Origin of the sequence: Streptomyces sp. H39-C1, assembly GCF_027158125.1 — a bacterium.
Taxonomy (GTDB): domain Bacteria; phylum Actinomycetota; class Actinomycetes; order Streptomycetales; family Streptomycetaceae; genus Actinacidiphila; species Actinacidiphila fildesensis.
In genome coordinates, this window is sequence record NZ_JAPVLS010000154.1 from 1 (window position 1) to 12049 (window position 12049).

General features: G+C 73.4%; 10 protein-coding genes and 1 riboswitch. Of the genes, 7 read left to right on the top strand and 3 right to left on the bottom strand.

Going from position 1 to position 12049, the window contains the following annotated elements; genetic code table 11:
- Positions 1 to 403 precede the first annotated feature (403 nt).
- From O3W51_RS45550 to O3W51_RS45570, 5 genes are read left to right on the top strand one after another with little or no spacing between them, the layout of a single operon-like run.
- Positions 404 to 1822 carry an MFS transporter gene (locus O3W51_RS45550; RefSeq protein WP_269289822.1) on the top strand — a complete coding sequence of 473 codons (1419 nt, stop codon included), beginning with the start codon at positions 404 to 406 and terminating at the stop codon, positions 1820 to 1822.
- Complete coding sequence (locus O3W51_RS45555; protein WP_381586518.1) at positions 1819 to 2433, top strand: TetR/AcrR family transcriptional regulator; 615 nt, start codon at positions 1819 to 1821, stop codon at positions 2431 to 2433. Before O3W51_RS45550 ends, O3W51_RS45555 begins: the two co-directional genes overlap by 4 nt.
- Positions 2434 to 2449: 16 nt before the next feature.
- Positions 2450 to 3247, top strand: coding sequence for a phytanoyl-CoA dioxygenase family protein (locus tag O3W51_RS45560; protein WP_138353061.1), 798 nt, complete (start codon positions 2450 to 2452; stop codon positions 3245 to 3247).
- 10 nt (positions 3248 to 3257) lie between these two features.
- Positions 3258 to 5969, top strand: a complete 2712-nt coding sequence (locus tag O3W51_RS45565) for a helix-turn-helix transcriptional regulator (protein WP_198357464.1) — start codon at positions 3258 to 3260, stop codon at positions 5967 to 5969.
- A 40-nt stretch (positions 5970 to 6009) separates the two neighbouring features.
- The gene (locus O3W51_RS45570) at positions 6010 to 6354 is read left to right on the top strand and encodes a cupin domain-containing protein (protein WP_138353059.1); all 345 of its coding nucleotides are present in this window, start codon (positions 6010 to 6012) and stop codon (positions 6352 to 6354) included.
- A gap of 126 nt (positions 6355 to 6480) precedes the next feature.
- Here O3W51_RS45570 and O3W51_RS45575 read toward each other — a convergent pair whose 3' ends face one another.
- The 3 genes from O3W51_RS45575 to O3W51_RS45585 all read right to left on the bottom strand — a co-directional run bounded on the left by O3W51_RS45575 (position 6481) and on the right by O3W51_RS45585 (position 9671).
- Complete coding sequence (locus tag O3W51_RS45575) at positions 6481 to 7440, bottom strand: M23 family metallopeptidase (RefSeq protein WP_138353058.1); 960 nt, start codon at positions 7438 to 7440, stop codon at positions 6481 to 6483.
- A gap of 5 nt (positions 7441 to 7445) precedes the next feature.
- Positions 7446 to 7623: riboswitch (cyclic di-AMP (ydaO/yuaA leader) on the bottom strand.
- A 321-nt stretch (positions 7624 to 7944) separates the two neighbouring features.
- Complete coding sequence (locus O3W51_RS45580; RefSeq protein WP_138353057.1) at positions 7945 to 8994, bottom strand: GNAT family N-acetyltransferase; 1050 nt, start codon at positions 8992 to 8994, stop codon at positions 7945 to 7947.
- A gap of 14 nt (positions 8995 to 9008) precedes the next feature.
- Positions 9009 to 9671 carry a uridine kinase gene (locus O3W51_RS45585; protein ID WP_138353056.1) on the bottom strand — a complete coding sequence of 221 codons (663 nt, stop codon included), beginning with the start codon at positions 9669 to 9671 and terminating at the stop codon, positions 9009 to 9011.
- A 279-nt stretch (positions 9672 to 9950) separates the two neighbouring features.
- On the opposite strand from O3W51_RS45585, the gene O3W51_RS45590 reads away from it, so the two are divergent.
- Together O3W51_RS45590 and O3W51_RS45595 are read left to right on the top strand one after the other, a co-directional pair.
- The gene (locus O3W51_RS45590) at positions 9951 to 10145 is read left to right on the top strand and encodes a hypothetical protein (RefSeq protein WP_138353055.1); all 195 of its coding nucleotides are present in this window, start codon (positions 9951 to 9953) and stop codon (positions 10143 to 10145) included.
- 114 nt (positions 10146 to 10259) lie between these two features.
- Positions 10260 to 11900: a hypothetical protein gene (locus O3W51_RS45595; RefSeq protein WP_381586514.1), complete on the top strand. Its 1641-nt coding sequence runs from the start codon at positions 10260 to 10262 to the stop codon at positions 11898 to 11900.
- Positions 11901 to 12049: the final 149 nt, after the last annotated feature.

Below are 12049 nucleotides of genomic sequence, written 5' to 3' on the forward strand. Positions count from 1 at the left end.
AACAGACCCGCGATCCGAGCAAAGAAGTCCTCGAACCACGCCGCCCAGACCTCAACGTCCCGCTGCGTCTCCACGCCCTGACCAACGACTCACCCGATCAGCAGGCACGAACCGCCCCTGTAGTACCAGGGACACCCAGCAGACCCTCGAAATACTGCTCGACCGGATGCGGCAGTCCCCGGACAACGCCACGTTCCTCCAGCAGATCCAGCGCACGGTCCCCGGCGCCTGAACACCTGAACACCTGAGCCGACCGTCCGGGCGTAACCCCGACCGGCTCCCTCCGGCCGTACTCGACCGGAAGACGTTTGGCAGTGAATAATAATTCACCTCATCTGGTGAACGTCCATTCACCTCCCTCACGTCTCATGGAGCGCGCCCCGTGGACTTCCGGAAACGGCTCATGGTCCCCGTCCTGGCATTCGGCGGAATCCTCATGGCGATCATGCAGACCGTCGTGGTGCCGCTCCTCCCCGATCTGCCGCGCCTCACCGGCGCCTCGCCCGCCGGCGTCTCCTGGATGGTCACCGCGACCCTGCTGGCCGGAGCCGTTCTCACCCCCGTACTGGGCCGGGCCGGCGACATGTACGGCAAGCGCCGCGTGCTGCTGATCGCGCTCGGGCTGATGACCTTCGGTTCCCTGCTGTGCTCCGTGACCTCCGACATCCGGCTGCTGATCGCCGCCCGCGCCCTGCAGGGCGCCGCCGCCGCCGTCGTACCGCTGTCCATCAGCATCCTGCGCGACGAGCTGCCCCCGCACCGGACCGGCTCCGCCGTGGCGATGATGAGTTCGACCGTCGGCATCGGTGCCGCCTTCGGACTGCCGCTGGCCGCCCTGATCGTGCAGTACGCCGACTGGCACGTCATGTTCTGGGCCACCACCGCCCTGGGCGCGCTCGGCCTCGGGCTGGCCTGGTGGGTCGTGCGCGAGTCGCCGATCCGCTCCCCCGGCCGTTTCGACTTCACCGGCGCCGCCGGACTGGCGGCCGGACTCGTCTGCCTGCTGCTGGCGGTCTCCCAGGGCGGCCAGTGGGGCTGGACCAGCCCGGCCGTGCTGAGCCTGGCCGTGGCCTCCGTCGTCATCCTCGCCGGGTGGCGGTGGCAGCAACTGCGCGCCACCAGCCCGCTGGTGGACCTGCGGCTGGCCGCCAGCCCGCGCGTCGCGCTGCCGCACATCGCCGCGCTCCTCGCGGGCTTCGCCTTCTACTCCAACTCGCTGGTGACCGCCCAACTGGTGCAGGCGCCCAAGGAGACCGGCTACGGGCTGGGGCTGTCCATCGTGGCGAGCGGGCTGTGCCTGCTGCCCAGCGGCATCATCATGCTGCTGCTGTCCCCGGTCTCGGCCCGGATATCGGCGGCCCGCGGCCCGAAGTTCACCCTCGCCGCCGGAGCCGTGCTGCTGACCCTCGGCTATGTGCTGCGCATCGCGGACAGCCGGCAGCTGTGGGCGATCATCGTCGGCGCCTCCGTCGTCGCGTCGGGGACCACGCTGGCCTACTCCGCCCTTCCGACGCTGATCCTGCGCGCCGTCCCGGCCGGCCAGACCGCGTCCGCCAACGGCGTCAACGTCCTCATGCGCACCGTCGGCCAGGCCACCTGCAGCGCCGCGGTCGCGGCGATCCTGATCCACCACACGGCGCCGATCGGCGGCCTGGAGATCCCGACGCTGCGCGGCTACCTGATCGCCTTCACCGTGGCCGGCGGCGTCGCGATCCTCGCCTTCCTCGCGGCCGTGTCGATCCCCGGCGGCCGGCGCGGCACTCCGACACGGCCCGCGCAGCGCTCCGAGGCCACCGCGGACCCCGCGCTGGAGGGAGCATGAGTCCCATGACGACAGCCGCCCCCGACACCCCGCGCCGTGACGCCGACGCCACCAAGGCCGCGATCCTGCGCGCCGCCCGCACCATGCTGGGCCGGCGCGCCTACGGCGACATCACCCTCAAGGCCATCGCGGAGCGGGCCGGGGTGAGCGCGCCGCTGATCGTGAAGTACTTCGGCAACAAGGAGAAGCTCTTCGCCCGCATCATCTCCTTCGAGTCGGACGCGGAAGCACTCCTGGACGCCCCGCTGGACGAGCTGGGCCGGCACATGGTCACCCAGGTCCTCACCAGCCAGAACGAGCGCGGCATCGACCCCATCCTGAGGATCGTCTTCGCACCGCTCCACTCCGCGGAGGGCCAGGGCGACATCCTGCGCGCCAATTTCCGCGAGCAGGTCATCGCCGGCCTCGCCCGGCGGCTGAGCGGTCCCGAAGCCCAGCTGCGGGCCGAACTCACCGTGGGCATGCTGCTGGGCCTCGGCGCCGTCTACGGGATCGCGCGCGGCGAGGCGGTCCGCGCGATGACCGTCCCGGCCCTCGTCGAGCGGTGTGCCCCCGCGCTCCAGAAGCTCATCACTCCGGCCGGAAACCCGTTGGCTCCCGCCGCCCGGTAACGGTGAGGATGGTCGGGTGGACCCTACGACGATCGAACAGTTCCTCGACAACGGCTTCATCAGGATCGAACGGGCCTTCTCCGAGGAGACCGCGCGGGCCTGCGCGGAGCTGCTCTGGGCGAAGACCGGCACCGATCCGGACGACCCGGCCTCGTGGACGGAACCGGTGCACTGGGTCTCCGACATGTCGGACGCCCCCTTCGTCGAGGCCGCCAACACCCCGGTTCTGCACGACGCGTTCGACCATCTGGTCGGCCCCGGCCGCTGGGTGCCGCGGCCCTCGCTGGGCTCCTTCCCGCTCCGCTTCCCGCACCCGCAGGAGCCCGACGACGCCGGCTGGCACATCGAGGGCAGCTACTACCGCGAGGGCGAGAAGTGGCCGTTCGCCAACCTCCGTTCCGAGGGCCGGGCGCTGCTGATGCTGTTCCTCTTCACCGAGACCGGCCCCGAGGACGCGCCGACCCGGATCCGGGTCGGCTCGCACCTGGACGTTCCGCCGGTCCTGCGGCCGTTCGGCGAGGAGGGGGCGTCGATCCTGGAGATTGCTCCCCGCATCGACGAGGTGAGCGCGCACCGGCCGGTCGCGCTGGCCACCGGCAGCCCCGGGGACGTCTATCTGTGCCATCCCTTCCTGGTGCACGCGGCCCAGCCGCACCACGGCAGCCGCCCCCGGTTCATGGCCCAGCCCCCGCTGTTCCCTGCGGTCCACTACGAGCTGGAACGGTCCAACGGCGCCTACTGCCCGGTGGAGACCGCGATCCGGCGAGGCCTGGAAGGCTCTCCCGGCATCGGCGGCGGTCGGACCGTTGGATAGCGTTCAGGGCATGTTGCACGGGCGTACCGAGGAGCAGGCGGCGATCGGGGAGCTGCTGGCCGCTGCCCGGGCGGGCCGCAGCGGGGTGCTGGTGCTGCGCGGCGAGGCGGGCATCGGGAAGACGGCGCTGCTCGACGACACGGTCGACGCGGCCGGCGGGATGACGGTCGTCCGTGGTTCCGGCACCGAGTTCGAGGCGGAACTGCCCTTCGCCGGGCTCCAGTTGCTGCTGCGTCCCGCGATGGGTTCGCTCGGCGTGCTTCCCGAACCCCAGCGGCTCGCGCTGGAGGCGGCGTTCGGGATGACCGTCGGGGCGGCCCCTGACCCGATGTTCGTCGGGCTCGCCGTGCTGTCCCTGCTGTCCGCGCACTCGGGCGACGGACCGCTGCTGTGCGTCGTGGACGACGCGCAGTGGCTGGACCGGGTGTCCGCCGACGCGCTGATGTTCGCCGCCCGGCGGCTGCACGCCGAGGGGATCGTCCTGGTCCTCGCGGCGCGTGACGGCGAGGGCAGTTTCCCCGCCCCCGGCCTTCCCGAACTGCGGCTGCGCGGACTGCCGCCGGCGTCGGCGGGCGCCCTGCTCGCGCTGCACGGCGACGGGCTGTCCCCCACCGTCCGGCACCGCGTCCTCAGCGAGGCCCAGGGCAACCCGCTGGCGCTGCTGGAACTGCCGGTCGCGTTCCAGGCGGAGCGCCCCGACGGCCGGTTCCGGCCGGGCGCGCTACCGCTCACCAGCCGGCTGCACATGGCGTTCCACGGCCGGGTCAGCCATCTGCCGCCCGCCACCCAGCTGCTGCTGCTCGTCGCGGCCGCCGACCACACCGGTGATCTGCGGGCCGTCCTGCGGGCGGCCGGGGCGCTGGGCGCCGGCGCGGCGGACCTGCCGCCCGCGCAGGAGGGCGGTCTGATCCGGCTGGACGACGACCGGCTGCGCTTCCGCCATCCGCTGGTCCGGGCAGCGGTCTACCAACGTGCGCCGCTGGCCGACCGGCTGACCGCGCATCAGGCACTGGCGGCGATCCTGGACGCCCCGCAGGACGCGGACCGCAGGGCCTGGCATCTGGCGTCCGCCGCGACCGGCCCCGACGAGACGGCGGCCACCGCGCTGGAGGACACCGCGGGACGGGCCAGGGACCGCAGCGGCTACGGGGCGGCCGCCCTCGCCTTCGAACGGGCCGCCCGCCTCAGCACCGACCCCGCGGCGACGACCCGGCGGCTCGCCCTGGCGGCCGAGGCGGCCTCCGAGGCAGGTGAGCTCGACCGGGCCCGCGACTTCGCCGGACAGGCCGCGCGCCGGACCGACGATCCCGGGCTGACGGCCCGGCTGCACCATGTCCGGGCCCTGTCGGACTTCCTGAGCGGCTCCTTCCCCACCGCGCACCGGCTGCTGATCGACGGCGCCGATCACGCGGCCGCCGCCGATCCCCAGCGCGCCGCGCGGATGCTCATGCAGGCCGCCCACACCGCCTGGTACCTCGGTGAACAGGACGTCGCGGACACGGTGGCGCGGCTGGACGCGCTGGTGCTGCCCGCGACGGATCCCGTGACACCGGTGGCCCGTTTCATCACCGCCGCCCTCGGCCCGCCGGCCGCCGGCGGGCCGCCGGACCTGACCGCCGCCGTCACCGCGGCCCGCGCCGCCGGATCCCGTGATCCGCGCGACCTGATGCTGCTGTGCGGCGCCGGGCTGGCCGTCGGGCAGGACGACGAGGCCCATGAACTGGCCTCCGCGCTCGCCGCCGAGAGCCGCGACCGGGGCGGTATCGGCCGGCTGCCGACGGTGCTCTTCTTCATGGCAGAGGCGGAGGTGTTCGCGGGCCGGCACCGTGACGCGCTGGCCACCGCCGAAGAGGCGCTGCGGATCGCCGGGGACACCGGACAGCAGCAGTGGACCAGCCAGTTCAGCAGCGTGCTGGGCTATCTGGCGGCCGTCGAGGGTGACGAGGAGCGCTGCCGGACGTACACGGACGACGCGCTCGCCGTCGTCGCCGGCGCCGCGATGCCGCCCGGCGCGCCCTGGTCGTACTGGGCGCAGGGCATGCTCGATCTGGGCCTGGGCCGGGCGCAGTCGGCACTCGACGGCCTGGAGCGGCTCACCCATGAACCGCTGCGGCACCACTTCTGCGCCACCCGCAGCACCCCCGACCTCGTCGAGGCGGCCGTCCGGCTGGGTCTCGGCCCGCGCGCCGCCGGGCCGTTCGCCCGTTTCGAACACTGGGCGGCCCGCTCCCGGCAGCCCTGGTCCGACGCACTGGTGCTGCGCTGCCGGGCGCTGCTCGCCGCGGACTCCGAGGCCGAGGCGCACTTCACGGCGGCGCTGAAGCTGCACGACGAGCACCGCCGCCCGCTGGAGCACGCCCGTACCGCGCTGCTGTACGGCGAATGGCTGCGCCGGGCCCGTCGCAAGAGCGAGGCGAGCGGCCAACTGCGGGCCGCGCTCGACGTGTTCGAGCGGCTGGGTACCCGGCCGTGGGCGGACCGGGCGCGCAGCGAACTCGGGGCGACCGGCACGGTCGCCCCGCAGAGCCGGGAGCCGGGCGTACTCGCCGGGCTCACGCCGCAGGAGCTGCAGATCGCCCGGCTCGCCGGGCAGGGGATGTCCAACCGGGACATCGCGGCCCGGCTGTTCCTCAGCCCGCGCACCGTCGGCTACCACCTGTACAAGGCGTACCCGAAGCTCGGTATCGCCTCCCGCGGCGAACTCTCCGCCCTTTTCGAGTGATCGCCCCCGGAGAACGGGCCGGCCGGGAGATGCTGACCGGATGAACGCACCTGATCAGGCTCCGAGAACCCCGGGAAGTGTCCTGACCCTCCACGTCGACGATGTGCCCACCACCGAGATCGGCCCCGGCATCCTGCTGCGCGAGCTGCCCGGCCCGGCCCCGCTCAGCTTCTGGGTGGTGGACTTCGAACCCGGCGCCCGGTGGCCCGGCGTCGATGTGCACGAGACGGTCGGCGAGGGCTACTACGTGGCCGAGGGCGAGGTGATCGAGGGCGACCTGCGGCACGGCCCCGGTACCTACGTCGTGCTCGAACAGGGCTCCAGCCACCAGCCGCGTTCCGAGACCGGGGCGCGGGTGTTCGGCTACAACCACCCTGCCGGCTGACCGCGCACCGGTACCGGAGCGCGGCGGAACGCGGAAGTGCCCGCCTGTCCTGGGTCAGTTCCAGGACAGGCGGGCACTGCGCGTCTCACGAGGCGCGCGAGTTCACGCGCGGCGTCGCGGGACGGGTCAGACGGTCACGCCGTGCTCGTTCAGGTACGCGACCGGGTCGATGTCCGAGCCGTAGTCGGGACCGGTGCGGATCTCGAAGTGCAGGTGCGGGCCGGTCACGTTGCCGGTCGCGCCGGACAGACCGATCTGCTGGCCCTCGGTGACGGTCTCGCCGGCCGAGACGGACAGCGAGGACAGGTGCGCGTACTGCGAGTACTTGCCGTCGCTGTGCTGGATGACGACCTGGTTGCCGTACGCGCCGCCGTCGCCCGCGGAGATGACGGTGCCCGCGGCGATCGACTTCACGGTGGTGCCGGTCGACACGACGAAGTCGACACCGGTGTGGTAACCGCTGGACCAGCTGGAACCGGACTGGTGGTACGGGGTGCCGATGTTGGCGCCCGAGACCGGGAGGGTGTAGCCGGAGGAAGAGCTCGCGGCGGCGGGGGCCTTGTCGGAGGAGGACGAGGACTTCGCGGTCGAGTCGCTCTTGGCCGGGGCCTTCTTCGCCGGGGCCTTCTTCGTCTCCGAGGAGGACTTCGCGGACGACTTCGGCGCCGGGTCGGCGGACGGAGCGGAGTTCGACGGCACGGCCTTGGAACCCAGGGCCAGGGTCTGGCCCGGGAAGATCAGGTCCGGGTTGCCGCCGACGGTCTGCTTGTTGTCGGCGTACAGCTTCTGCCAGCCGCCGCTGACGTGGTGCACGTCGGCGATCTTCGACAGGCTGTCCCCGCCGACGACCTTGTACTTGTGGGCGGTCTTCGCCGGCGCGGCCTTGGCGGCCTTGGCGGCCGGCTGCGCGGCGTGTGTCGGGGCGGTGGCGGCGACGTTCGCGGCGGTCACGTGCGTGTCAGCGGCGAAGGCGTTCGACGACATCGCCAGCGGCAGGGCGAGAGCGGCGCCACCGGTGCCGGCCGCGACGCAGATCTTGGTGAGCCGGCTCATGCGGCCAATACGGTGCTTTCCCTTTGCGGGCATGGGGGAGTTCCTCTCCTACGCCGGCGAGGTGAGCTGTCGGGTTCGGGCTGGAGCTGCCCGGTCGCGGCATGCGCCATGGACGCGCGGCGCATTGCGACTTAACCCCAAGCCGTTCCTGACCTTCGGGAACGGCACTTACCTGGGTCCCCCGCTCCTGCCGTAGAAGTTTGGTGTTCAAAGCACCGGGCAGCGGCAGGACTAGGCGTTCCACCCGGTGGGATCCTGCGAGCATTTGACCCGCAGGAGAGCGAAGCTAAGCGAACTCCCGAGGGCGGGGCAACATCCGGGCATGAGCCGCATATCACGTGCGGAGCCGCCCGTGCATTTCGGTGACCCTGAGTCGTTCGGCCCGGTCTGTACGTGTGCGATTTCTTCACTTTCAGTGAAGCGACACATGGAAGGCGTAATAAAAGGCGTATGCCGGGAACGCACCGTGGAGAAGGCGGCAGCTCTGCGTATCACACGCGTGAGCCCGCTCACTCGGCGGGCCCGGTGTGAGCGCGGTCACGTGCCGAGCGGTGCCCGGTCCTGCCCCTGGGCCCGTCCGGCGAACTGCCCGGCGGCGTGCCCCGGGCGGATCCGCGGGTCGAGGACACGGCTGAGGCGGTAGGCCGCGACCCGGAAGCCCACCGCGGGCCAGTGCCCCGCCGCCAGCGGCGAGGCGGAGTGCCAGCGGGCGCCGATGTGCCGGTACTCGTGGTCGTACGCCCAGGCCGCCGCGGTGGCCAGCAGGATCCGGCTGACGCCCTCGCCCCGCGCGGACGGCTCGACGTACGCCTCGGCCAGCTCCACACAGCCGTCCGGGGTGACCGGACCGGCTGGGGACGGGGCGAGCAGCACCATGCCGATCTCCTCACCGCCGCGGCCGGCGATCCAGGCCGCGCAGCGGGGATCGGAGAGCGTGTCGGTGTACCGGGTGCGCATCGCGGCCAGGGCGGCGTCGGACTGCGGCAGGAACATCGCCGACTGCCGCTGGTAGCGGGCCGACTCCGCGGCCATCCGGCCGATCTGCGGCAGATCACCCGGGCCGGCCCGGCGGATGCTCAGCCCGTCCACCCCGCGCGGCTGCCGGCCGCGGGGCTTGACGGCCATCAGCCCGTACATCTCCTCGAACCCGAAGCCCAGTCGGCACCAGTCCATCGCGGCGGTCCCGGACGCCGGCAGTTCGACGTAGTGGACCAGCCGGCGCTGGGCGACGAGCCGGGCGGCGGCCTCGGTGTACAGGGCGAGCAGCGCGGCGTTGTCGCGCTGCCCCGGCGCGGGTGCGTGCCCGCCGTGCCGGACCACCGCGGAGCGCGGGTGGCTGCGGAGCGCGGCGGGGGTGTCCTCGGCGAGGTCGAGCGGGGAGGCGGCGAGATAGCCGGCGGGCCTGCCGCCGCTGTCCCGGGCGAAGTAGGCCTCGGTGTCCGGTTCCGCGAGCAGTTTCCCGAGCAGTTCCTCGCCGGTCGGGGCACCCGGCGGCCGGCCCTTGCGGGAGTGTCCGGACCAGCGGTCGTACAGCGCGGCGGCCTCGGGTATGTGCTCGGCGCTCATCGGCGCGATCGCGAAGGTCATGGTGGGTGGCGACGCTAGTCGTCCGCGCGGTCCGGCGGCAAGGGATGTCCGCTCCACGCCGGGTGCCGGGGATCGTCGGCGTGCACCAGGACGTCCGCGGCCTCCGCCGGACGGACCTCGTCGGCGTACCGGCCGAAGGCGGGCAGCGTCCAGCGGTCCTCGTCCGGGGTGCGCCGGGCCAGGGCCGCCGGGGAGAGCCGCAGATGGACCGTCAGGTCCAGGCCGAGCCCCTGGCCGAGCAGGAGTTGACCGTCCAGCAGCAGGACGCCGCCGGGCGGCAGTTCGACGTAGCCGGCCCGGGTCGCGCGGTCGGTGGCCGCGTCCCACAGCGAGGGCAGCACCCGGCCGCTGCCGCCGGGCGCCAGCGGGTCGAGGACCTCGCGGCGCAGCGCGCCGGTGTCCAGCCACAGGTCGTAGTACGCGTCGGCGTCCTCGCGGCCGTACTCGAAGCGCAGCGAGGCCGGCCGCCAGAAGTCCGCGGCGCGCACCCGCAGGACGCGGTGACCGCGGGCGGGCAGCTCACCGGCGAGCGCGTCCGCCAGGGCGGCGGGCCCGGCGGCCGGGGCGCCGTCGACGGCCACCCGCAGCCACGGCCTGGCGGCCGTCGGAGTGAGGCCGGCCACCCGGTCGGCGAGGGTCCCGGCCAGCCGGGGCCAGGTGATCGGAGTCAGCCGCATGGGCGGCATCGTCGCATACGCGGTGCCACGTCCTGGCCCTGGATCGGCGGGGCCACTCGGCCGTCCGGGCGACATGGCTGCGCCATCGGCGTGACGGCGGACATGACCCGCGGCGGGCCCGGCAATGATCGCGCCGAGATCGCTCCGGCGGGCTTCCGGAACGACCATCCGGGGGAAATTTCCTACAAATCACCCATTTACCACTTTCCAGTACCCATTACTTTTTGTGAGCCTGGAAGAACTCATGGTGACCGTCCCCATCACCCAGGAGAAAGCCCAATGATCCTGTCTATCTCAGGCGTCGTTCTGCTCGGCGTCATCGCGTTCCTGTTCTTCCGCAAGGACGGACTGAAGGTCTCCCACCTTCTCGTCTGCGCCCTCTTCGGCTTCTACCTCGCGGGCACCGGCATCGCCCCGAGCATCAAGGCCGGCGGAGCCAGCCTTGCGAGCCTGCTGGGCGGGATCAGGATCTAGCGGGGCCGTCTACGACGGCAGCCCCAGGGCCCGGGGCCGCATGCCGGCGCTCCGGGCCCCACCTCGTCACCCACGACCCGCCACCCTCCCGCGAACCCACCCACTGGAGCATCCGTGGCCAGGCGCCCCCTCCCCAGCATCCTGAGCAGCAGGCCGTCGTTCGCGACCATCGTGAGCAGCAGGCCGTCGCTCGCGCGCAGCCGCGAACTCGCGCGGACCGCCGCCGACAGTGCCACCGACGTGCTCCATCCGCTGATCACCATCACCCGGGGCATGCGCATGCAGGCCGGCTGGGCGCGCAGCTGGTGGGCCCGCACCCCCAAGGACCGGCGCGGCCCCGCGCTGCTGCTCGGCGCCGCCGCGATCGTCGTCGTCGCACTGATGCCGTACGGCCCGCTGCTGGCACTGGGCGCGCTGCTGGCCTGCGCCGGCTGGATGGGCCGCGACCGCACCGCCCCGGCGCCGACCGGACCCAGCGAGGCCGAGTCCGGGAAGCTCCAGGCGCTGTACGAGGCGCTGGTGCCGTATCTGTCCGACCCCGACGACCCGGCACCGCTGTACGCGCGCGACGGCAGCTGGGACAGCGCCTTCACCGAGTACACCTTCGAGGAGGGCCGGCTGGCCCGGCTGCATCTGCGCTACCCGGCGTACTTCACCGACGGCGAGGCCACGGCGCGGTCCCGCGTCGAGCAGCTGCTGCACGCCAAGGCGGGGCGCGGCCGGGAGTACCGCTTCGACTGGAACGAGGAGGAGAACCACCTCACCCTCACCGCGCTGGGGCCGCTGTCCACCGGCATCACCGCCCAGCGCTTCGTCACCGCGCCCGGCGAGACCGTCCTCGGCTTCACCGACTCCGAAGCCGTCCAGCGCACCGTCCCGGTCGCCGACGGGGACGAGGTCCGCGACGCCCCGGCCGTCGTCTGGCGGACCGGGCCGCGCGCCACCGAGCCGCATCTGCTGGCGCTGGGCCGGCCGGGCACCGGCACGACCAGCCTGCTGCGGTCGATCGCCCTGCAGGCGCTGTGCCACGGCGATGTCGTGGTCATCGACGGCAGCGGCAGCGGTGAATACGCCTGCCTCGTCGGACGTCCCGGCGTGCTGGCCGTCGAGAGCGGCCTGGCCGGGACCTGCGCCACTCTCGAATGGGCGGCGCACGAGACCGAACGACGGCTGATCGCCGTCAACCGGGCCCGCCAGGCAGGGCATCCGGCGCCGGAGGACACCCGCCGCCCGCTGTGGATCCTCGTCGACCGGCCCACCGCGCTCACCCAGCTCGCCCACGCCGAGGGCCGCCCCGACCCGCAGCTGCTGCTGGACGTCCCGCTGCGGCACGGGCGCACCGCCAACGTGGCGGTGGCCGTCGCCGACCAGATCGACGCCGCCGAGGTACTGACCCCGGCCGTCGTCACCCACACCCGCGCCCGCGTCCTGCTCGGCGCGCTCGACCCCGAGCACGCGCGGGCCGTCCTCGGCGCCCCGCAGTGCACCACCTCGGCGGCCGAGGTCCCGGCCGGCCGCGGCTACACCCGGCTCGGCACCGGCCCGGTGCTGCGGCTGCAGGTCCCGGCCACCCCCGACCCGTACGACGAGGAGACCGGCGAGGCCGACCGGGAGGCCGTCCTCGCCCTGCTCCCCCAGGCCGACGTCCCCGCCGACGCCCTGGAACACGAACCGGAGCACGAACCGGAGCGGGAGCCCGACCGGGAATCGCTGCCGCAGCCGCTGATCCGCCGGACGGCCGACCTGGAGCGCTGACGCTCCGCGCGGTCAGGCCACGAAGAGGCCGGCGCCCTCGGCGTCGGAGCCGCCGCCGGAGCGGACGATGTGGGCGGCGGCGGCCAGCCGGGAGACGGCCTCCTTGGCGGTGGCGCCGCCGACCGTGAACGGCAGCCGCACATAGGACT